Annotated in this window: 18 protein-coding genes; 13 read left to right on the top strand and 5 right to left on the bottom strand. The window is 60.2% G+C overall.

The window, feature by feature from the left end; genetic code table 11:
* Window positions 1-9 precede the first annotated feature (9 nt).
* The 9 genes from accB (at window position 10) to coq7 (ending at window position 10,399) form a co-directional block, all read left to right on the top strand.
* Window positions 10-486: an acetyl-CoA carboxylase biotin carboxyl carrier protein gene (gene accB / locus ACXAG1_RS15590; protein WP_475090916.1), complete on the top strand. Its 477-nt coding sequence runs from the start codon at window positions 10-12 to the stop codon at window positions 484-486.
* Window positions 487-502: 16 nt separating this feature from the next.
* A complete protein-coding gene (gene accC / locus ACXAG1_RS15585; RefSeq protein ID WP_475090917.1) occupies window positions 503-1,846 on the top strand; it encodes an acetyl-CoA carboxylase biotin carboxylase subunit in 1,344 nt (447 codons plus the stop codon).
* A gap of 400 nt (window positions 1,847-2,246) precedes the next feature.
* The gene (gene prmA / locus ACXAG1_RS15580) at window positions 2,247-3,137 is read left to right on the top strand and encodes a 50S ribosomal protein L11 methyltransferase (RefSeq protein ID WP_475090918.1); all 891 of its coding nucleotides are present in this window, start codon (window positions 2,247-2,249) and stop codon (window positions 3,135-3,137) included.
* A 311-nt stretch (window positions 3,138-3,448) separates the two neighbouring features.
* A complete protein-coding gene (locus ACXAG1_RS15575; protein WP_475120208.1) occupies window positions 3,449-4,723 on the top strand; it encodes a DUF3426 domain-containing protein in 1,275 nt (424 codons plus the stop codon).
* 179 nt (window positions 4,724-4,902) lie between these two features.
* Window positions 4,903-5,940, top strand: a complete 1,038-nt coding sequence (gene dusB, locus ACXAG1_RS15570; protein ID WP_475120207.1) for a tRNA dihydrouridine synthase DusB — start codon at window positions 4,903-4,905, stop codon at window positions 5,938-5,940.
* Entirely contained in the window at window positions 5,937-6,236 is a 300-nt protein-coding gene (gene fis / locus ACXAG1_RS15565; RefSeq protein ID WP_226704799.1) for a DNA-binding transcriptional regulator Fis, read from the top strand. The genes dusB and fis overlap by 4 nt, the downstream gene beginning before the upstream one ends.
* Window positions 6,237-6,549: 313 nt before the next feature.
* Window positions 6,550-8,124 (top strand): bifunctional phosphoribosylaminoimidazolecarboxamide formyltransferase/IMP cyclohydrolase, encoded by a 1,575-nt coding sequence (gene purH / locus ACXAG1_RS15560; RefSeq protein WP_475120206.1) that lies wholly within the window; start codon window positions 6,550-6,552, stop codon window positions 8,122-8,124.
* A gap of 299 nt (window positions 8,125-8,423) precedes the next feature.
* Window positions 8,424-9,719: a phosphoribosylamine--glycine ligase gene (gene purD / locus ACXAG1_RS15555; RefSeq protein ID WP_475090923.1), complete on the top strand. Its 1,296-nt coding sequence runs from the start codon at window positions 8,424-8,426 to the stop codon at window positions 9,717-9,719.
* Between the two features lie 32 nt (window positions 9,720-9,751).
* Window positions 9,752-10,399, top strand: coding sequence for a 2-polyprenyl-3-methyl-6-methoxy-1,4-benzoquinone monooxygenase (coq7, locus tag ACXAG1_RS15550; RefSeq protein WP_475120205.1), 648 nt, complete (start codon window positions 9,752-9,754; stop codon window positions 10,397-10,399).
* Window positions 10,400-10,704: 305 nt separating this feature from the next.
* On the opposite strand, the gene ACXAG1_RS15545 is transcribed toward coq7, so the two are convergent.
* On the bottom strand, window positions 10,705-11,367 hold the full coding sequence (locus ACXAG1_RS15545; protein WP_475120204.1) for a fumarylacetoacetate hydrolase family protein: 663 nt from the start codon (window positions 11,365-11,367) through the stop codon (window positions 10,705-10,707).
* Between the two features lie 154 nt (window positions 11,368-11,521).
* Here ACXAG1_RS15545 and serA point away from each other — a divergent pair, with 154 nt between their 5' ends.
* Complete coding sequence (serA, locus tag ACXAG1_RS15540; RefSeq protein WP_475090928.1) at window positions 11,522-12,754, top strand: phosphoglycerate dehydrogenase; 1,233 nt, start codon at window positions 11,522-11,524, stop codon at window positions 12,752-12,754.
* Window positions 12,755-12,888: 134 nt separating this feature from the next.
* Window positions 12,889-13,818 carry an EamA family transporter RarD gene (rarD, locus tag ACXAG1_RS15535; RefSeq protein ID WP_475120203.1) on the top strand — a complete coding sequence of 310 codons (930 nt, stop codon included), beginning with the start codon at window positions 12,889-12,891 and terminating at the stop codon, window positions 13,816-13,818.
* Window positions 13,819-13,851: 33 nt separating this feature from the next.
* Here the strand turns inward: rarD and ACXAG1_RS15530 are convergent, their stop codons facing one another.
* Window positions 13,852-14,829 (bottom strand): alpha/beta hydrolase, encoded by a 978-nt coding sequence (locus tag ACXAG1_RS15530; protein ID WP_475090930.1) that lies wholly within the window; start codon window positions 14,827-14,829, stop codon window positions 13,852-13,854.
* Between the two features lie 115 nt (window positions 14,830-14,944).
* On the opposite strand from ACXAG1_RS15530, the gene ACXAG1_RS15525 reads away from it, so the two are divergent.
* Entirely contained in the window at window positions 14,945-17,503 is a 2,559-nt protein-coding gene (locus ACXAG1_RS15525) for a S8 family serine peptidase (RefSeq protein WP_475090932.1), read from the top strand.
* 78 nt (window positions 17,504-17,581) lie between these two features.
* Here the strand turns inward: ACXAG1_RS15525 and fba are convergent, their stop codons facing one another.
* Both fba and ACXAG1_RS15515 read right to left on the bottom strand, forming a co-directional pair.
* A complete protein-coding gene (gene fba, locus ACXAG1_RS15520) occupies window positions 17,582-18,646 on the bottom strand; it encodes a class II fructose-bisphosphate aldolase (RefSeq protein ID WP_043320188.1) in 1,065 nt (354 codons plus the stop codon).
* 248 nt (window positions 18,647-18,894) lie between these two features.
* Complete coding sequence (locus tag ACXAG1_RS15515) at window positions 18,895-20,058, bottom strand: phosphoglycerate kinase (RefSeq protein ID WP_475120202.1); 1,164 nt, start codon at window positions 20,056-20,058, stop codon at window positions 18,895-18,897.
* A 487-nt stretch (window positions 20,059-20,545) separates the two neighbouring features.
* Between ACXAG1_RS15515 and ACXAG1_RS15510 the strand changes: the two genes are divergently transcribed.
* Window positions 20,546-20,743, top strand: coding sequence for a CPXCG motif-containing cysteine-rich protein (locus tag ACXAG1_RS15510; protein ID WP_475090935.1), 198 nt, complete (start codon window positions 20,546-20,548; stop codon window positions 20,741-20,743).
* A gap of 112 nt (window positions 20,744-20,855) precedes the next feature.
* On the opposite strand, the gene ACXAG1_RS15505 is transcribed toward ACXAG1_RS15510, so the two are convergent.
* Window positions 20,856-21,227, bottom strand: coding sequence for a hypothetical protein (locus tag ACXAG1_RS15505; protein ID WP_475090936.1), 372 nt, complete (start codon window positions 21,225-21,227; stop codon window positions 20,856-20,858).
* Window positions 21,228-21,294 lie beyond the last annotated feature (67 nt).

Genomic DNA, 21,294 nt, shown 5'->3' with positions numbered 1-21,294 from the left:
GTGAACGTTATGGATATCCGCAAAATCAAGAAGCTGATCGAACTGCTCGAAGAGTCCGATATCGGCGAACTGGAAATTAAAGAGGGCGAAGAGTCCGTGCGCATCAGCCGCGGCACCAGTGGCGCCGCCGCCATGCAGATGCCGCAGATGGCCATGCCGATGGCTGCCCCAATGGCGCCGCAGGCCCCCGCCGCTCCGGCACCGGCCGCCGCACCGGCAGAGCCCGCCGCAGAATCCGTACCGGCGCTGACTGGCCACCCGGTGAAATCCCCGATGGTGGGTACCTTCTACGCCGCCTCCAGCCCGGGCGCCGACCCGTTTGTAAAAGTGGGCCAGCAGGTAAAAGTCGGCGACGTGATCTGCATCGTCGAAGCCATGAAGATGATGAACCAGATCGAAGCCGACAAAGCTGGCACCATCGAATCCATCCTGGTGGAAGACGGTCAACCGGTAGAGTTTGATCAGCCGCTCGTCGTCATTTCCTGAGCGGGGGCGTTTACGCATGTTTGAGAAAATACTGATTGCCAACCGCGGCGAGATCGCCCTGCGGGTGCTGCGCGCCTGTAAGGAAATGGGCATTGCCACCGTGGCGGTGCACTCCCAGATCGACCGCGACCTGAAGCACGTGCGCCTGGCGGACGAGGCCGTATGCATCGGCCCCAACCCGTCTCCCCAGAGCTACCTGAATATTCCTGCGATCATCGCGGCGATGGAAATCACCGACTCGGTTGCCGTGCACCCGGGCTACGGTTTCCTGGCCGAGAACGCGGACTTCGCCGAGCAGGTGCAGAAAAGCGGCTTCACCTTTATTGGCCCGGACGCGGACACCATTCGCCTGATGGGCGACAAGGTTTCCGCCATCGCCGCGATGAAAAAGGCCGGCGTACCCACGGTACCGGGCTCCGACGGCCCGCTGCCGGACGACGGTGAGAAGTGCCTGGAAATCGCCCGTCGTATCGGCCTGCCGGTGATCATCAAGGCCGCCGCTGGCGGTGGTGGCCGCGGTATGCGCGTGGTGCACAGTGAGGGCGCTCTGATCAACGCTATCTCGGTGACCAAGTCCGAAGCCGGTGCCGCCTTTGGCGACAGCACCGTGTACATGGAAAAATTCCTGCAGAACCCGCGCCACGTGGAAATCCAGGTGATGTCCGACGGCCAGGGCAATGCGGTCAACTTCGGCGACCGCGACTGCTCCCTGCAACGCCGCCACCAGAAGGTGCTGGAAGAAGCCCCGGCGCCGGGCATCCCGGACAAGGTGCGCAAAGACGTGCAGGACGCCTGTGTGCAGGCGTGTATCGATATCGGCTATCGCGGTGCCGGTACCTTCGAGTTCCTGTACGAAGACGAGCGTTTCTACTTTATCGAGATGAACACCCGTATTCAGGTGGAGCACCCGGTGTCCGAGATGGTGACCGGCGTTGACCTGATTAAGGAACAGATCCGTGTTTGTGCGGGTGAGAAGCTGTCTTTCAAACAGGAAGACATCAAGATCACCGGCCACTCTTTCGAGTGCCGTATCAATGCAGAAGACCCGAAGACCTTCTTCCCGAGCCCCGGCAAGGTGGAAAACTTCCACGCGCCGGGCGGCCTGGGTGTACGCGTGGATTCACACCTTTACTCCGGTTATTCGGTGCCACCCAATTACGATTCCATGATCGCCAAGATCATCACCCACGCCGAAGACCGCGAAACCGCCCTGGCGCGGATGCGTGTAGCGCTGAGCGAGACGATCATCACCGGCATCAAGACCAACATTCCTCTACAGGAAGAACTGGTCCGCGATGCGGAATTTGCCAAGGGTGGGGTGAACATCCACTACCTCGAGAAGAAACTGGGGCTCGAATAATTCTCTCGGGTTCTTTACCCGCCCCGGAGGTAAGCTGTTTTGGTTAGCCTCCGTGGCGGAAAAGCACCGGGTATCCATTTTCAAAACCGCTGTGAACCCATCCATGGGCGCTGCGGCGGCGACGTCCTGTCGCCGACGCTTTTGAAAATGGATCCCCGGCACTTTCCCTTCAGCAATTCCCTCCCTACCCTGTTAGCTTCCCAGTTCACTTGTAGAATGCACCGAATTTCGAATGGAAGTCGCCCCTGCCGGTAAGACTTTGCGGGACCGTCTGCGGCCCGGATGGCCGCAGCCGAGCCCCCAGGGATGGGTTTACGGCGTGTCCCGCAAAGTCTTACCGGCAGGGGTGACGCCACGAACTATCCGAGCACCCAAAGACCACAAAACCCGGACGAACCCAATGCCCTGGCTCCAACTAAGAGTGAACACCAACCGCGAACAGGCCGAGAAGATCGAAAATGCCCTGCTGTTCGCCGGCGCAGTCTCCGTCACCCTGCAAGACAATGCCGACCAACCCATCCTCGAGCCCGGCCTCGGCGAAACACCTCTGTGGGACGAAACCCTCGTCACCGGCCTGTTCGACGCCGAAGTAGACACCAGCGTCACCGAAGCCAAAGCAGCCTCCTACCTTTGCGAACTCCTCCCCAACGCCCGCTGGGAACAGTTGGAAGACAAAGATTGGGAACGGGAGTGGATGAGCCACTACAAACCCATCCAGTGTGCCGACAACCTGTGGATCTGCCCCAGCTGGTGCGAACCGCCAGCGCCGCAAGCCGTCAACATCATGCTCGACCCTGGCCTAGCCTTCGGCACCGGCACCCATCCCACCACCTTCCTGTGCCTGCAATGGCTGGCCGGCGAGCCGGTAAAAGGTAAAACCGCGGTCGACTTCGGCTGCGGCTCCGGCATTCTCGGCATCGGCGCACTGCTGCTCGGCGCCGAATCCGCCATGGGCACCGACATCGATCCCCAGGCCCTGCTCGCCAGCCGCGACAACGCGGTGCGCAACGGCCTGGATCCCGAGCGTTTCCCGGTTTACCTGCCGGAAAAGGCCCCCAAACCGGAGAAGTCCAGTGCCGACATCATGCTCGCCAATATCCTCGCCGGCCCGCTGGTCGAGCTGGCACCGCAGCTGGTAGAGCGCACCAAGGTCGGCGGTCGTATCTGCCTGTCGGGCATTCTCAATAGCCAAGCTGAGAAGGTAAAAAGCGCCTACAGCCAGTGGATCGACTTTGATCAGAATGGCGAAAAAGAAGAGTGGGTGCGCCTGAGCGGTACAAGGGCTAGGTAGTAGACCGAAGCCAAACGCTAAGGCGCTGATGCCGATGGTCCTTTGCGGGACCTTACGCGGCCATGGATGGCCGTGTCCGAGCGCAGATGGGTGGGGCAAGCGTTTGCGAAGCACTGCTTCGCGCGCAGCCGAACGACGCCAATCTTGATTGGCGGCCGGGCCCGCTTGCGGGTGCTTGTAGCGTGTCCCGCAAAGGACCATCGGCAGCAGCGCCGCCACCCAAGCAACAACGCAGCTCCCGGGCCACAGCACTACGCCAGAGGGCACGGGGCTGATAAACTCCCCCGCTAAAGCAATAATCGTCGAATTCCATGTCGCAACTGGTCACCCGCTGCCCCCACTGCAGCACCTCATTTCACGTCAGCGAACAACAGCTGCGCGCCGCCCGTGGCGCCGTGCGCTGTGGTTCCTGCCTGCAGGTATTCCGCGCCGACGAGAATATCGTCTTCAACGAGGGGGACCCGCAGCCGGCGACCAAGAAAGCCATCGAAGAACTGCTCGAAGACGACGACTTCCTCATCCACGATGATATTGACCTCGACGGCGACGACGACGAAGACCTGCCGCGGCCCAAAAAAGCCGAGCAGAAGGCCCAGCCGCCCAAAACAGAAGAGAAGAAAGAAGAGCGCCAGAGTCCCCTGATCGACGACGCCTTCGGTGAACAGCAGTGGCAGGACCTCGATAGCGAAAAAGTCAGCGACCACGGCGAGCAACTAGACATCGAATCCGAGATAGACCAGCTCGGCGCCGTCTCCGAAGACCCGTGGGCAGAAGAAATCGCCCGTGAAGAATCCAGCGGTATCGATGCCAAACCGCCGGCACTGCAACCGGAAGAAGACCTCTTCGCCGACCAGCACCAGCCCCCCAAAGACAGCATCACCCCGGCCGAGGAGCACGACTTTTTCGCCCCGGAAGAGCCTGACACCTCTCCCGCGGGGGAAGAACCATTCAGCGCCCTGCCAGATGGCAACCTCGATGCTGCGGAGCTGGACCAGCGCCACCTGGACACCGGGCAACTTGAAGCCGCACCCCTGTTACCCAAAGACCAGCTGATCTCAGCCATCGGTCCCGCCCCCATCGAGGTCACCTGGCAGCCCAAACGTCACAATCGGGTACCGGTTTGGCTGTGGGCGCTGGGTTCGGTTGTGCTGCTGCTCGGCCTCGTCGCGCAGGCTGCCTACTTCCAGTTCGACACCCTCAGCAAACGGGACCCGTGGCGCGACCTCTATGCCCAGGTATGCCCCATCGTCGGCTGTACCCTGCCACCACAAGTGGATATCAATGCCATCCACACCGCCAACCTGGTAGTGCGCAGCCACCCGCAAATCGCTGGTGCCCTGGCGGTGGAAGCGGTGCTGCTGAACCGGGCCCCCTTTGACCAGCCTTTCCCCACCCTGCAATTGCGCTTCACTGACCTGAAGAACACGCCGGTGGCCAGCCGTCGCTTCAGCCCTCAGGACTACTTGCGTGATGAGCTCTCCGGGCGCCGCCTGATGCCCGCGGGTAACCCGGTGCATATCGCGCTCGATATCGTCGATCCCGGGGCGGAAGCCGTGAACTACGAACTGCGTATTTCGCCGCAGTAAGCCCGGCTTCCACCGAAACCCCATCCCGCGCCCGCGAACCGAGCGGGTGTGCTGGCGGCAAAACCGACAAAAATTTGCACAAAGTTCGCCCTAAACGACCAGCCATCGAACAATTTGCGCGCTTTTTCGCTTTTCCAGCCGGCGGGCAGCCGCTATCATAGGCCGCTCTTTGACACCGAATGAGACCAGACCCGCGGGAGGGCAAGTTGCCCACGGAAAAGCCAGGCAGCTTCGCCATAGGCCCTTACACAATAAAGGCGCCAGTGATTCTGGCGCCAATGGCCGGCGTTACCGATCGCCCCTTCCGCAAATTGTGCCGAGAGCTCGGCGCCGGTCTCGTGGTTTCCGAGATGGTTACCTCCGACACCAGCCTGTGGAACAGCCGCAAATCACGCATGCGCCTGGATCACGCGGGTGAGGCTGGGCCCATTTCGGTACAGATAGCCGGTGGCGACCCGGATATGATGGCGGACGCAGCGCGGGCAAACGTCGAGCGCGGCGCCCAGATCATCGATATCAACATGGGCTGCCCGGCGAAAAAGGTGTGCAAAAAAGCGGCGGGTTCCGCCCTGCTGCGCGACGAAAAACTGGTCGCCGACATTCTGGAAGCGGTGGTTTCATCCGTCTCAGTCCCAGTGACGCTGAAAATTCGCACTGGCTGGTGCACGGATAGCCGCAACGGGGTAACGGTGGCCAAGATGGCCGAGGATCTCGGAATTTCTGCCCTGGCAGTTCACGGACGCACCCGCGCCTGTGGCTACCATGGCCAGGCCGAATTCGATACCATTGCCGAGATTGTGTCCGCGGTAAAGATACCTGTCTTTGCCAACGGCGATATTACCGGCGCGGAAAAGGCCCGCATGGTGTTGGACTACACCGGCGCCAAAGCGGTCATGATTGGCCGCGCGGCTCAGGGACGTCCATGGATTTTTCGGGAGATTGCGCACTTCCTGGCAACAGGGGAGCAGCTGCCGGAGCCCTCACTGGATGAAGTCAGGGATATATTAAGCACTCACCTGAGTGAACTGCACCGTTTCTACGGTGAGGTTATGGGGGTACGTATCGCTCGCAAGCACGTGGGCTGGTACGTGAAAACACTCGCGGACAGCGAGGACTTTCGCAAGACCTTTAACCAATTAGAAAGCGCAGAAGCACAACATGCCAGCGTTCGTGAGTGGTTTGAACGCCGAATAACTAGAGGGGCAAAAGCGGCATGACTAACGAAGCACTGATTCCGGATACCAGCGATGTGGTATCCACTGGGGGCCAGACTCAACTACAACAACCGCAGGCCTTGCGCGATGCGGTTGAACAGGCGATGGAAAACTACTTCCGTCACCTGGACGGTCAGATGGTGACCGATGTGTACGATATGGTGCTGTCCGAGATTGAAGCGCCGATGCTGGAAGTGGTGATGAAGCACACCCGCCACAACCAGACTCGCGCCGCACAGCTGCTGGGCCTCAACCGGGGTACCCTGCGCAAGAAGCTCAAGCGCTACGGTCTGCTGTAAGGCGACCCGCCGCTACCGGCAGACACAGGCCGGAGCGGTAAAAATTCGACGAGGGGGGATGGGCCAGGCTCATCCCCCCTCGCTATTTGCTAATGATGCAATTTGCCCGCTCAGCACTTCAGATCCGGTGCAGTGGCGCCAAACCACTGGGTACGGAATTTCGAAATCGCATAAATACATCCATGTAGCTCCGGCGGTGCCATCCTTGGCACCGACGGTTTCGAAATTCCGTACCCAGCACTTTGGCTTCGATTCTGACTTAGCGACTTCGTAAACAATTACCCTTTTCAGAAACTACGACGGACCAACAGCTATGACTGACAAGGTGGCCATTCGCCGCGCGCTGATCAGCGTTTCCGACAAAACCGGCATTGTGGAATTTGCCCGCGAACTCTCCTCCATGGGCGTGGAGATCCTCTCCACCGGTGGTACCTACCGCCAGCTGGGCGAAGCCGGCATTCCGGTGGTGGAAGTTTCCGACTACACCGGTTTCCCGGAAATGATGGACGGCCGCGTCAAAACCCTGCACCCGAAAGTGCACGGCGGCATCCTTGGCCGTCGCGGCAAAGACGACGCGGTAATGGATGAACACGGCATCAAGCCCATCGACATGGTCGTGGTCAACCTCTATCCGTTCAAGGCCACCGTCGCCGATCCCAACTGCGACCTGCCCACCGCCATCGAAAACATCGACATCGGCGGCCCTACCATGGTTCGCTCCGCGGCCAAGAATCACAAAGACGTCGCCATCGTGGTCAACGCCCACAGCTACGACACCGTGATCGAGGAAATGAAAGCGGGCGGCGGTCAGCTGGGCTACGAAACCCGCTACGACCTGATGGTGCAGGCCTTCGAACACACCGCCCAGTATGACGGCATGATCGCCAACCACTTCGGCGCGCGTAACACGTCAAACGAAGCCCGCGAGTTTCCCAACACCTTCAACGTCCAGTACGAAAAAGCCCAGGACATGCGCTACGGTGAGAACCCGCACCAGAAAGCGGCCTTCTATGTGGAAGCCGATGCTGAAGAAGCGTCCGTCTCCACCGCCAGCCAGCTGCAGGGCAAGGAACTCTCCTTCAACAACGTCGCCGACACCGACGCCGCCCTGGAAACCGTCAAACTGTTCGACGAACCCGCCTGCGTCATCGTCAAACACGCCAACCCCTGCGGTGTGGCCGTAGCAGCGGACATCAAGACCGCCTACGAACTGGCCTTCGCCACCGACCCGGAATCCGCCTTCGGCGGCATCATCGCCTTCAACCGCGAACTGGACGCCGAGACCGCCCAGCTGATCGTCGACAAGCAGTTCTCCGAAGTCATCATCGCCCCCAAAGTCAGCGCCGAAGCCGCCCAGGCCGTGTCTGCGAAAAAGAACGTACGCCTGCTGGAATGCGGCGAATGGGACAGCACCCGCCCCACCGCCTTCGACTACAAGCGCGTCACCGGTGGTTTACTGGTACAGGAAAAAGACAACGGCATGGTCGCCAGGGAAGACCTCAAAGTGGTCACCAAGGTACAGCCCTCTGACGAACAACTGGACGAACTGCTGTTCGCCTGGAAAGTCGCCAAGATGGTCAAATCCAACGCCATCATCTACGCCAAAGACGGCCGCACCATCGGCGTCGGCGCCGGCCAGATGAGCCGCGTCAACTCCGCCCGCATCGCCGCCATCAAAGCCGAACACGCCGGCCTCGAAGTGAAGGGCGCCGTTATGGCCTCCGACGCCTTCTTCCCCTTCCGCGACGGCATCGACAACGCCGCCAAGGTAGGCATCAGCGCCGTGATCCAGCCCGGTGGCTCCATGCGCGACGAAGAAGTCATCGCCGCAGCGGACGAGCACGGTATGGCGATGGTGTTTACCGGTATGCGCCACTTCCGTCACTAACCGCGACTTCTGACGACTAACTACGCTTACCGACATAGGTACGTAATATTCCCGCGCTATACGGGAAGGTTCTGGGGCTGGTGCCCCTTTCCGAGACCGTCTGCGGCCAGGACGGCCGCAGCCGAGCCCCCAGGGATGGGTTTACGGCGTGTCTCGGAAAGGGGCACCAGCTCCAGGACCGCCACAGGACTGGCAACGAAGCACTCTTAAATACCTCCCAACTCCCAGTCCCTACCCGGCAACCCAGCGCACAATGCTAAACTAGCCCACCTAAATAACAGGCACGGGGAAACTCAAGAATGAACATCCTGGTAATCGGCTCTGGTGGCCGCGAACACGCACTGGCCTGGAAGGCCGCCCAAAACCCCGCCGTAGACACCGTCTTCGTCGCACCGGGCAACGCCGGCACCGCCCGCGAACCCAAACTCCAGAACGTCAACATCGGCGTCGACAACTTCTCCGCCCTGTCCGACCTCGTCGAAGAAAAAGGCATCGACCTCACCATCGTCGGCCCCGAAGTACCTCTGGTCGAAGGCATCGTCGACTTCTTCAACAGCCGCGGCCACAACATCTTCGGCCCGGAAAAAGCCGCCGCCCAGCTCGAAGGCTCCAAAGCCTTCACCAAAGACTTCCTCGAACGTCACGCCATCCCCACCGCCGCCTACCAGAACTTCACCGAAGTCGAACCGGCCGTTGCCTACGTGCGTGAACAGGGCGCCCCCATCGTCGTCAAAGCCGACGGCCTCGCCGCCGGTAAAGGCGTCATCGTCGCCGAAACCGTAGAACAGGCCGAACTGGCCGTGCGCGACATGCTCAGCGGCAACGCCTTCGGCGACGCCGGCTGCCGTGTCGTCATCGAAGAATTCCTCACCGGCGAAGAAGCCAGCTTTATCGTCATGGTCGACGGCGAGAACATCCTGCCCATGGCCACCAGCCAGGACCACAAGCGCGTCGGCGATGGCGACACCGGCCCCAACACCGGCGGCATGGGCGCCTACTCCCCGGCACCGGTAGTCACCCCGGAAGTCCACGACCGGGTGATGAAAGAAGTCATCGAGCCCACCGTGCGCGGCCTCGCCAGCGAAGGCATGCCCTACACCGGCTTCCTGTACGCCGGCCTGATGATCAACGAACAGGGCGCACCCAAGGTCATCGAATACAACTGCCGCTTCGGCGACCCGGAAACCCAGCCAATCATGATGCGCCTCAAATCCGATCTGGTAGAGCTGTGCATGGCAGCACTGGAAAAACGCCTCGATCAGGTAACCGTCGAGTGGGACACCCGCCCCGCCCTGGGCGTGGTACTCGCCGCTCACGGCTACCCGGGCAGCTATCGCAAGGGCGACCCCATCTCCGGCCTGGACAAGGCCGACAGCGAAAACGCCAAGGTCTTCCAGGCCGGCACCGCACTGGACGGCGAGCGCGTCGTCACCAGCGGCGGCCGCGTTTTGTGCGCAACCGCCCTCGGCGACACCGTGGCGGAAGCGCAGGCCAACGCCTACGAGTGCGCGCGCAAGATCTACTGGGAAGGCTCCTTTTACCGCAAAGACATCGGTTACCGCGCGGTAGAGCGGGAAGAAGCCGAGAAAGCGTAAGTATTGTTTCGAGCATTTCGAGGAACACATCAGTGAGCAGCCATCGCCAACTGACCGGACTCGACCGCCTGCTGTTGCAGGCGGACCGCGCCCTGCGCACCCTGAGCCCCGGCTCGCCCTGTCACGAGCGCCCGTCGCCGTCGAAGTCTGTGGATGAAGCGGAACTCGCCGACAGTGAACGTCGCCACGCGGCAGGCCTGATGCGGGTCAACCACAGCGGCGAAGTCTGCGCCCAGGCCCTGTACCAGGGCCAGGCACTCACCGCCAAATTGCCCCAGGTTCGCGCGGAAATGGAACACGCCGCGGACGAAGAGATCGACCACCTGGCCTGGTGCGAACAGCGCCTGGACGAACTCGGCAGCCGCCCCAGCGTGCTCAACCCGCTCTGGTATGGGCTTTCATTTGGGATTGGTGCTGCGGCCGGCAAGATCAGTGACAAGGTCAGCCTCGGCTTTGTTGCCGCTACTGAAGAGCAGGTGTGCAAACACCTGGAAAGCCACCTGCAAGAACTGCCCCCGCAGGACGAGAAAAGTCGCGCGGTGGTTGAGCAGATGTTGGAGGATGAGGCCAAGCATCAGCACGCTGCGCTGGATGCGGGGGGGGCACGGTTCCCCAGCCCGGTTAAGGGATTAATGACCCTCGTATCTAAAGCGATGACCTCCGCAAGCTATCGCCTTTAACACCTCCTTGGCGGTTGTGCTGCCGGATGGGGACTTGCGAGACACGCCGTGAACCCATCCCTGGGGGCTCTTCTAAAACATCCCTGTTTTAGAAGGTCTCGCAAGTCCCCATCCGGCATCACAACCTTCGCACCAACCTTCATCACTACGAAGTAATTGGTCGGAATAGAAGCTGGAGTACCGGGTGATAGGTTTCAAAAGCGTCGGCGACAGGGACGTCGCCGACGCAGCGTACATGGATGTATTCACAGCGGTTTTGAAACCTATCACCCGGTGCTCCAGCGCCACCCAACTAGCAAAAAGACCTATACCACCAAACTCTCACACCGCAACCAATCCTCCTCCAACCCCATAACCACCCGATCCCCAATCTGCAACTCTCCCACCCCGGCAGGTGTACCGGTCAAAACCACATCCCCCGGCAACAGCGTGAAATAACTACTGATATAAGCCACCAGATCCAGAATCGGCGTCAGCATATGGTTGGATTTACCCCGCTGGCGGATCTCGTCGTTCAGCCACAGGGTGTAGGTGAGATTGTCCCAGTCCGGCAGCCAATCCAACTTCACAAACGGCGACAGGGGGCAGGCGCCGTCAAAGCCCTTGGCCTTCTCCCACGGCTGCCCCAGCTGCTTCAGGTCCGACTGCAGCTCACGCAAGGTCAGATCCAGGGCTAACCCCAAACCCGCAATCGCCGCGGGGACATCAGCAGGGTTCGCGTCCGTCAGACGCTCGCCAATCAACAGCGCCAGCTCCCCCTCGAAATGGCAACTGCCCCGGCCCCGCGGTAAGTGGATCGGCTCCGCCATCGGCACCGCCGAAGTCGCCGGCTTGATAAACAACAGCGGCTCCTCCGGAACCGGGTTGTTCAGCTCCTCCGCATGAGCCGCATAGTTGCGCCCCACGCATACAATCTTGCCCAGCGGCAGTTCCACAGGTGTTTTGCAGGTAAATTCGTGTTTATACATAACCAGATTCGATACCTAGGATAGATATTGCGTATAAAGCTTTATATAGCCCTTATGTTATGATGCCGCCCTCGCCGGGTTCCCGGCGGTCTCCAACTATATTTCGACAACCTTTCGCGTAATCTCATCATTACGCACGGCCAAGAGACTCGATATGGCACCTCAGATTTCTCTTCAAAAAGACAAAATCCGAATCCTGCTGCTGGAAGGCGTGCACCAATCCGCCGTGGACCTGCTGAGTTCCCGCGGCTACACCAACGTCGAGTACATCAAGACCGCACTGCCGGAAGACCAGCTGATCGAGAAGATTGCCGACGCGCACTTCGTCGGGATCCGCTCCCGGACCCAACTGACCCGCAAGGTACTGGAGAGCGCCAACAAGCTGATCGCTGTAGGCTGCTTCTGCATCGGTACCAACCAGGTGGACCTGGAAGCAGCCACCGAGCTGGGTATTGCGGTGTTCAACGCACCCTATTCCAACACCCGTAGCGTAGCCGAACTGGTGATTGCCGAAGCCATTATGCTGCTGCGCGGGATTCCCGAGAAGAACATGGTCTGCCACCGCGGTGGCTGGCAGAAGTCTGCGGTGGGCTCCTATGAAGCCCGCGGCAAGACCCTGGGTATTGTCGGCTACGGCGCCATCGGCTCGCAGACCTCCGTGCTGGCAGAAGGCATCGGTATGCGCGTGATCTTCTTCGATGTGGTGACCAAGTTGCCACTGGGTAACGCCAGCCAGGTGAACAGCCTGGACGAACTGCTGGCGCAGTCCGACGTGGTTTCCCTGCACGTTCCGGAGTTGCCCTCCACCAAGTGGATGATCGGCGCCGAGCAGATCGCAAAGATGAAGAAGGGCGCGATCCTGCTGAATGCCTCCCGCGGCACCGTAGTGGAAATCGAGCCGCTGGCGGAAGCGCTGAAGAGCGGCCACCTGGCCGGTACCGCCATCGACGTATTCCCGGTGGAGCCCCGCGGTAACGACGACGAATTCCAGTCACCCCTGCGCGGCCTCGACAATGCCCTGCTGACCCCGCACGTGGGCGGCTCCACCGTGGAAGCCCAGGAAAATATCGGCGTGGAAGTGTCCGACAAACTGGCGCTCTACTCCGACAATGGCACCACCACCAGTTCCGTGAACTTCCCGGAGGTTGCACTGCCCGGCCACGCCGGCGCACACCGCCTGCTGCACATTCACAAGAACGTGCCCGGTGTACTCGGCGCGATCAACCAGGTGTTCTCCGACAACGGTATCAACATCTCCGCGCAGTTCCTGCAGACCAACGAATCTGTGGGCTACGTGGTGATCGATGTGGATGCGGAATACTCCGACCTGGCGCTGGAAAAACTGAAGAACATCCCCGGTACCCTGCGCTGCCGCGTACTTTTCTAACAGCACCCTCAGGCTTCTGACAGACCTCACGGAGGTCTGTTACACTTTCGGAAACCCGGACCAGCGTTATCCCGCTGTCCGGGTTTCTTTTTTCCTGTCGCCTTTCCCTGTCGACCCAGCGAGCAGATCCCCCAGTGCAAAACCAGACTGCAAACAACGCGAGTTCCGATTCAGCCGCCGCAGGTTTGCTGGCCGGCCTCGGCGCCTACCTCCTGTGGGGGTTTGCACCGCTGTATTTCAAGCTGCTGGAATATCTCTCAGCTCCGGAGATTCTCGCGCACCGCAGCATCTGGTCGCTGCTACTGGCGATTGTGCTGCTAGCGGTACTGGGAAAGCTGCACGGTATGGGCGCGGTATTGCGCTCGCGTAAAACCATGCTGGCGCTGCTGATTTCCACCGCACTAATCAGCACCAACTGGCTGATATTTATCTGGTCGGTCACCAACAATCACCTGCTGGATGCCAGCCTCGGCTACTACATCAACCCATTGATCAGCGTATTGCTGGGAGTATTGGTACTCGGGGAAAAACTGCGGCCACTGCAGTGGCTGGCAGTAATGCTGGCGGCGGTAGGTATCGGCTACGAACTCTGGCAGTTCGGCCGCCTGCCGCTGGTAGCGCTGGGCGTTGCGATCACCTTCGGGTTCTACGGTCTGGTGCGCAAGCAAACTCCGGTAGACAGCCTGACCGGCCTCACCGTGGAGACCCTGTTTATGCTGCCACTTGCGCTGGGTTTCCTGTTCTGGACCAGCAGCCCTACCAGCAACCTGCTGAACAATTCCTGGCAGTTGAACGGCTTACTGCTGCTGGCCGGCCCGGTAACCCTGACCCCGCTGCTGCTGTTTAATATCGCCGCGCGCAGGCTCAACCTGTCCACGCTGGGGTTTCTGCAGTATCTCGGACCGACGCTGATGTTTTTCTTCGCGGTGCTGTTGTTCGATGAACCCTTTGATCACGCAAAACTGGTGACCTTTATTTTTGTGTGGGCAGCATTGGGATTTTACTCCGCGGACGCACTGGTGCAGCGGCGCAAGCGCCGGCAGCTGCGCAAGGCGAATTTGTAAGATGGAAGTGCGAGCGGGAAACTAGAGCGCAGCTTACTGGGCCAGCCACTCGTCGAGGGCGGTGAGAATTTTCTGTCGGTAGGGTTGAGTTTCGTTGATCATCTGGTGGCGTGCGCCGCGCACGATGACGCGCTTGCTGTTGGGAAAACGGTCGCCAATCACGCCCATGTTGTAGCGCCAATCGACGGTTTTATCGTCGGTGCCCTGCACCACCAGTACTGCCTTGGCATTGCGCCGGGTCTTCGGAAACAGCGACAACCAGTCCACCATTGCCCCCAGCCAGCGAATTGACATGACCGGTGACTGCAGCGGGTCGCGGTGGGCCTGACGGCGGGCGAATTCTGCATCGTGGGTATTGATGTTGAACCCCCGGCTGGGGTGCGGCAACAAAAAGCGCCCCAGGTAAAACATCCACTTGCGCAGATGCCAGTTCGCCGGGCGCACCAGTGGCGCCAACAGCATTACCTTGTCGAACGGCTGCCACTGACTGAATTGCAGATACGCCAGCAGGGTAGCGCCGCCGGTGCTCTGCCCCATGGCGTGCCAGGGCCCCGGCATCTTGCCCCGAGCACGGCTCAGCAGGGCTTCCAGAACTTCCCGGTACTGCATAAACGTATCAATGGCCACGGGCTCACCGCTGGAAAGACCGTGCCCGGGAAAGTCCACAGACACCACATTGAAACCGCGCTCCAGACCAAAGCGAATAGCGGAACTGTATATCCCCGTATGGTCGAAGTAACCGTGGCAAATAAACAGGGTGCCCTTGGGGTCGGCCACTCGCCAGTACTGCGCCACCAGTTCGAATCCGGCGGAAGAAAAAGTACCAATACCGGTTCCGCTGGCTTCGGCAAAATTCAGGCGATAGAAATTGCGGTAGGAAATTACCGATTCCGGCAGGGGCTGGCCGCAGGAAAAATCCAGCGTGGGTAACTGGCTGCGCAGGGCGGAGTAATCCGGCCGGTGGATGACCGGGCTGGTATCGACGGCACTGAAGTCTTTCAACAGATCCATGACTCAATGGTACTGTATTTCCCTGCCGCCGCCATCCCCAGCCTGCGACGGGGTACCTTGAGACTCCGGGAAGATTCTGGGAGCATCCGGTAAGACGAATCGACATCCTCCAGATATGACAACTACACGACTGATATCCGCGTTTACCGTGACAATCCTTCTCGCTGCCTGCGGTGGAGGCGGATCCGGTAGCGGCGGGAATACACCGGGTGGGTCGTCTGGCGGGGACGCCAGCAGTTCTTCCAGCTCCTCGGGCAGTTCCTCTGGAAGCTCCTCTGGAAGCTCCTCGGGCAGCACTTCCAGCGGTGGTGATTCAGGGCTTTTTAACCTGAGCGGCCGCGTCCAGGCGCGACCATTTTCCGGCAGTGACGCCGATACCAATGACGCACACGCCAGCGCGACAGCGAATAACCGGGCGGCCGATGCGCAGCCCGTGACAGTGCCCGCCCTGATAGGTGGCTTCGCTACCGCCGCTGCCACCGGCGAGTCCAGCGGCCGTTTTCGGGACCAGACCGATAGCGATGACTGGTACACCTTTTCCGCCGTGTCTGGCACACAAGTTCTGTTGCAGATTCACCGCCACCAGACCCTGCTGCCACTACAGAATGATCTGGATCTTTTCCTCTACACCGCGGAGAACTCAGGGGAGCCCATTGCATCCAGTACCGATATCGACGAATTCGAGTCGCTGACGGTTCCGCAAAGCGGCGACTTTCTGCTGCGGGTAAATGCCGCGCGCGGTTACAGCAACTACACCCTGCGGCTGGATCGGCAAAACCAGTCTCACACTCAGGCCAGCCCATCCGTTGCCGACCCCATGGTGGCCGGTGAGCTGCTGGTTCAGCGAGGCGGCGACGCTGCGCAGGATTGGCAGCGGCAGGTATTGTCGCCAACGCTGCTGGACGATGCACTGAGCGCGGCACTTTCTGTCCATCCCGATCTCACCGGCCCACTGCTGCAGCGGCTACAGCTGCTGTACGCGCGCAAATCGCTGCTGGCACAGAGCGATTCCTTACAGGTCGAGCCCAATTTCGTTTACCAAAGTAGCGCCACACCAAACGACCCGCTGTACCTGCGCCAGTGGCATTACCGGAATATCCAGCTGCCCGCGGCCTGGAGCCTGAGCCAGAGCAACAGCGACACCGTGATTGCGGTGCTCGACACCGGCATTTTCAGTGCACACCCGGATCTCGCAAACAAACTACGGGACGGTTACGACCTGATCAGCGACCCGCAACGGGCCAGGGATGGGGACGGGCCGGACCCCGACCCGGAAGATCCGGGCGACCTATCCAGCGATCCGCGCAGCTCCTGGCACGGCACCCATGTCGCCGGCACGGCCGCCGCGGACACCGATAATACTGAAGGGGTCAGTGGCAGCGGCTGGGACACCGCGATCATGCCATTGCGGGTTCTGGGGGTCGGCGGCGGCACCAGCTACGACGCCGCGCAAGCGGTACTGTATGCCGCCGGGCTCGCCAATGCATCCGGCGCTCTGCCCACCCGCAGCGCCGATATCATCAATATGAGCTTTGGCGGCAGTGGCTACTCGCAGATCATGCAGGATGCCATCGACGCCGCGCGCAGTGCCGGCGTCATCGCGGTGGCCGCGGCCGGGAATGATGGGGCAGAGACACCCTCCTACCCCGCCGCCTTGCGCGGTGTGATTGCGGTCAGCGCCACCGATACCGCGGACGCTCTCGCCTATTACAGTAACTTCGGCAACTGGATCGATATCGCGGCCCCGGGGGGAGACATGCGCCTCAATACTGAAGATGGAATTTTCAGCACCTATGTCACCGAAGCCGCAACCAACACCGCCAGTTACGGCAACCTGCAGGGCACCTCGATGGCGGCACCCCATGTCGCCGGCGCCCTCGCACTGATGAAATCGCTCAACCCCGCACTCTCGCCGGACGATGTGGATGCACTGCTGAAGGAAGGAGAGTTGACTCGGGATATCGGCGAAGCCGGTAAAGACAAAGAGTATGGTTACGGCTTGATTGACGCGGAATCCGCCGCCCTCTCCGCCAACCAGACCCCGCAACAGAGCGTCCGCGCGGAACCCGGCCACCTGGATTTCGCCGGCAGCTACCGCAGGCTGACGGTGGAGATTTCCGATACCAGTGGTGGCGACAATGCCATTGACGGGGCTCCCGGCGGCGACCAGCCGTGGATTGTTCGGGTAGACACAGCAGAGTCCGTGGATGCACGCGGCTTCGGTCAATACACCGTGTGGGTAGACCGCACTGCGCTGCCCTATGGCGACCACACCGGCACCGTCATATTCCCGCTCTCCGGCGCCCGTCAGTTTTTACTGCCAGTACAGCTCCACCACGCCGAACCTGTGGCCGGCTCTGTCAGTGCCGGTCAACAGTACCTGCAACTACTCGTTGCAGATGGCTCTGGGAATTACGCTCTTGTGGAACAGGTTACTCTGGATACCGAAAATGGCGCTTACCCATTTCAGTTTGTGGATGTGCCGGCGGGCAATTTCCGCCTCGTCAGCGGCTCGGATCACAACGGCAATGGTATTTTGTGCGAGGCGGGCGAGTCCTGTGGATACTATCCCGGTGCGGAGACCACGTTTACCGTGGATGCCAGCCATAGCGATCTGATTTTTTTCTCGGACTACCTGAACCCCGCGGCGGAACCACAGCCGAAAGCAAAATAGTCTCGTGCAGTTTCCCTGACATAAAACACAGGCACAAAAAAGCGGGCGCAATGCCCGCTATTTTTGGCTGAACCAATCTCAGTTGATCTTCGGTACCAGCTCGCCTTTCTCGTAACGCTGGAACATGGTTTCCAGGCTGACCGGCTTGATCTTGCTGCCGTTACCCGCCGCGTTGAACGCTTCGTAACGGGCCACGCAGATTTCTTTCATGGCCTGGGTAGTGACCTTGAGGAATTTGCGCGGATCGAATTCGGACGGGTTCTGGGCCAGGAAGCGACGCACCGCACCGGTACTGGCGAGGCGCAGATCGGTGTCGATATTCACCTTGCGCACACCGTGCTTGATACCTTCGCAGATCTGCTCCACCGGCACGCCGTAGGTTTCCGGAATCTCACCGCCAAACTCGTTGATCACCTTCAACCACTCCTGGGGCACAGAGGAAGAACCGTGCATGACAAGGTGGGTATCGGGGATACGCGCGTGGATTTCTTTGATGCGATCGATCGCCAGGATATCGCCGGTGGGCGGGCGAGTGAACTTGTAGGCACCGTGGCTGGTACCGCAGGCGATGGCCAGGGCATCCACCTGGGTTTTCTTGACGAAGTCTGCGGCTTCTTCCGGGTCGGTCAGCAGCTGGTCGTGGGACAGTTTGCCCTCCGCACCAACGCCGTCCTCTTCACCGGCCATGCCGGTTTCCAGCGAGCCCAGGCAGCCCAGCTCACCTTCCACGGAAACACCACAGGCGTGGGCCATTTCCACCGCGCGCCTGGTCACGTCCACGTTGTACTCGTAGGACGCCGGTGTTTTGCCGTCGTCCATCAGAGAGCCGTCCATCATCACCGAACTGAAACCCAGTTGGATAGAGCGCTGACACACCGCCGGGCTGGTGCCGTGGTCCTGATGCATCACTACCGGAATATGTGGAAATTCTTCCACAGCGGCCAAAATCAGGTGGCGCAGGAAGGGAGCGCCTGCGTATTTACGCGCGCCGGCGGAGGCCTGCACGATCACCGGAGAGTCGGTCTCGTCGGCCGCCTCCATGATGGCGCGCATCTGCTCCAGGTTGTTGACGTTGAACGCAGGGATGCCGTATCCAAATTCGGCAGCGTGGTCCAACATTTGACGCAAGCTGATTAAAGCCATGAAAAAACCCTTTCTCGTCGAAATTTAGCTGGTATTGAGTGCGTGGGTTTCCTGTGAAATCCCCACTTTGTCGTGCGATTCCTGAAGCGGGGCTCCGGTCGCATCTCTTTTTAATTCGGGTCTCGACCACGACGATTGGTTGTCGTGAGCATAAAATTGAGTCGGGCGGTCTGTGACCAGCCGCCCACGTTGACCCCGCTTAACGCGAGGTCGGCTACTCGCGGTTATCTATTCCGCCGAGCGGCTATTCATTCCGCTGAACGGCTCTCCAGCATCGCCACTGCCGGCAGTACCTTGCCTTCCACGTATTCGAGGAAAGCACCACCCCCAGTAGAAATATAGGAAACTTGCTCGGCAATGCCGTACTTGTCGACCGCCGCCAGGGTGTCGCCACCACCGGCAATGGAGAAAGCGTCGCTACCGGCGATCGCCTTGGACAGGCGCTCGGTACCGCCGCCAAACTGATCGAACTCAAACACACCGACCGGGCCATTCCAGATAATGGTCTTGGCGTTTTTGAGAATGTCCGCCAGCGCCGCAGAGGAGTCCGGACCGATATCGAAAATCATGTCATCTTCGGTCACCGCATCGGCGGGCTTGGTTTCCCCCGCCGCGGATTCGCTGAATTCCTTGCCGGTCACCACGTCGGTGGGCACCGGAATATCGCACTTCGCCATCAGCCCCTTGGCGGTATCCAGCAGGTCGTGCTCACACAGGGACTTACCCACAGGCTTGCCACTGGCTGCGAGGAAGGTGTTGGCAATACCACCACCGACGATCAGCTGATCCACCTTGTCCGACAGGCTCTCGAGCACGGTCAGTTTTGTGGAAACCTTGGAGCCACCGACAATCGCCACCATCGGGCGCGCCGGATTGGCCAGGGCTTGTTCCAGCGCGTCGAGCTCCGCCGCCAGCAGCGGGCCGGCGCAGGCGATGGGGGCAAACTTGGCCACGCCGTGGGTAGAGGCCTGGGCGCGGTGCGCGGTACCAAAGGCGTCCATCACAAACACGTCGCACAGGGCCGCGTACTGCTGGGCCAGTGTTTCGTCGTCTTTCTTCTCGCCCTTGTTGAAGCGCACGTTTTCCAGCAGTGCGACTTCACCGTCTGCCAATTCAATGCCACCCTGCCAGTCTTTGACGACCGGCACGTCTTTACCCAGCAGCTTGCCCAGGTGCGCCGCCACCGGCGCCAGGGAGAACTCTTCCGCGTACTCGCCCTCGGTGGGGCGGCCCAGGTGGGACATCAGCAGGACTTTGGCGCCCGCGTCTGCGGCGGCCTTGATGGTGGGCAGTGCCGCGCGAATACGCGCATCGGAGGTCACTACGCCGTCCTTTACCGGCACATTCAGGTCTTCGCGGATCAGAACGCGCTTGCCCGCCAGATCCTGGTCCTTCATCAATTTAACCGCCATTACCAATCCTCTTTTGCTGGTTGCTGAAGGGCACCACTACAAATCTACTGCGCGTGCGCCTGGCGGCGTCCGGCGGTGCTCGGCATGCTCATGTATCGCTATACACTCCGCTGCCTCCGCTCCGGCGGCCACCACCAGGCACCCGCTCGCTACGATTTCAAGAGGTGCCCTGAATACTCACTCCCCCCACCGCTAGAGCGGGGAAAGCGGGCGCGGATTATACGCTTTTGCGCCGCCGGCGGTCACCGCCCCGGGTCGCGCTATTGCAGCTACCCCGGGCCGGCTCGAACAGGCGCGAGTATATCAATCCGTTTTGTAAATGAATTACCGCACACTGCGGATACAGCGGTGACACCGCTGTCATTTTTACAAGAACGCAAAAAATTCCTGTCGGCCCCAACACGCACTGGCTACCCGCACCGAAAATCAGTGGATCGGGTTCCGGGTCTATATTGGGTAAACAGCGAGTGAGAGTACGGAGGACGGAATGCAAGCGCGCGTGGAAGAGTTTAGTGATCAGTGCCCCTATTGCGGTGAAACCATCCTGATGCTGATCGATACCTCCGCAGGCAGCCGACACTATATTGAGGATTGCACCGTGTGCTGTCGTCCGATCCAGGTGCTCGTCAGCGTGGACATGGAGGGTGACTGGCAGGTACAGCTAAAACACGAGAACGATGTCTAGCCCTGCCGCGCGAGCCATAAAAAAGGCTTGCCGCGAATACGGCAAGCCTTTTAATTTCACGAACCTGTCAGGTCACAAGATAGGTATCACCTGTCAGCTTCGGGAGTACGCCTTACTGCAGATCATTGATGCAGCTGTTGTACTCATTAATGTAAACCGAACTGCCACGATTGGGCACCGCGTTGGACTTGTCAGCCGCAACGTTACGACAACCTTCAATCTGGTCGGCAGTCACACCCGGACCAGGCTGGGTTACCACAGACTGGTGCGTAGTGGTCTGACGATCCATTGCATGAGGCGGATTGGTTTCATAAAAGTAGCCACCCTGCTCGTTAAAACGATAGAAGGTGTCGCCACTTTTATAATAGGTATTACCCATGATCTGCACTTCCTGTGCACCGGACGGCAGCTGAGTCATTGTGCTGTCGGCCTGGGCAAAACCAGCGATTGAACAAAACAGAACTACAGGTAACAGGTAACGCATGATGATCTCCTCATCTCCAATGTGCCCGGTAGTCTACTCACGGCATTTGGACATCCCAATGAATTTT

This window comes from Microbulbifer sp. ABE4_465 (assembly GCF_056160765.1).
This window is presented reverse-complemented; position numbering and strand designations above follow the sequence as displayed.

Excerpts from the sequence above, each read along its gene's own strand:
- dusB (WP_475120207.1), top strand. The coding sequence starts at position 4,903 with ATGAGACCAGACCCGCGGGAGGGCAAGTTGCCCACGGAAAAGCCAGGC.
- ACXAG1_RS15530 (WP_475090930.1), bottom strand. The coding sequence starts at position 14,829 with ATGGATCTGTTGAAAGACTTCAGTGCCGTCGATACCAGCCCGGTCATC.
- ACXAG1_RS15575 (WP_475120208.1), top strand. The coding sequence starts at position 3,449 with ATGTCGCAACTGGTCACCCGCTGCCCCCACTGCAGCACCTCATTTCAC.
- prmA (WP_475090918.1), top strand. The coding sequence starts at position 2,247 with ATGCCCTGGCTCCAACTAAGAGTGAACACCAACCGCGAACAGGCCGAG.
- purH (WP_475120206.1), top strand. The coding sequence starts at position 6,550 with ATGACTGACAAGGTGGCCATTCGCCGCGCGCTGATCAGCGTTTCCGAC.
- serA (WP_475090928.1), top strand. The coding sequence starts at position 11,522 with ATGGCACCTCAGATTTCTCTTCAAAAAGACAAAATCCGAATCCTGCTG.
- purD (WP_475090923.1), top strand. The coding sequence starts at position 8,424 with ATGAACATCCTGGTAATCGGCTCTGGTGGCCGCGAACACGCACTGGCC.
- fis (WP_226704799.1), top strand. The coding sequence starts at position 5,937 with ATGACTAACGAAGCACTGATTCCGGATACCAGCGATGTGGTATCCACT.
- ACXAG1_RS15545 (WP_475120204.1), bottom strand. The coding sequence starts at position 11,367 with ATGTATAAACACGAATTTACCTGCAAAACACCTGTGGAACTGCCGCTG.
- ACXAG1_RS15510 (WP_475090935.1), top strand. The coding sequence starts at position 20,546 with ATGCAAGCGCGCGTGGAAGAGTTTAGTGATCAGTGCCCCTATTGCGGT.
- accC (WP_475090917.1), top strand. The coding sequence starts at position 503 with ATGTTTGAGAAAATACTGATTGCCAACCGCGGCGAGATCGCCCTGCGG.
- ACXAG1_RS15515 (WP_475120202.1), bottom strand. The coding sequence starts at position 20,058 with ATGGCGGTTAAATTGATGAAGGACCAGGATCTGGCGGGCAAGCGCGTT.
- ACXAG1_RS15505 (WP_475090936.1), bottom strand. The coding sequence starts at position 21,227 with ATGCGTTACCTGTTACCTGTAGTTCTGTTTTGTTCAATCGCTGGTTTT.
- accB (WP_475090916.1), top strand. The coding sequence starts at position 10 with ATGGATATCCGCAAAATCAAGAAGCTGATCGAACTGCTCGAAGAGTCC.
- fba (WP_043320188.1), bottom strand. The coding sequence starts at position 18,646 with ATGGCTTTAATCAGCTTGCGTCAAATGTTGGACCACGCTGCCGAATTT.
- ACXAG1_RS15525 (WP_475090932.1), top strand. The coding sequence starts at position 14,945 with ATGACAACTACACGACTGATATCCGCGTTTACCGTGACAATCCTTCTC.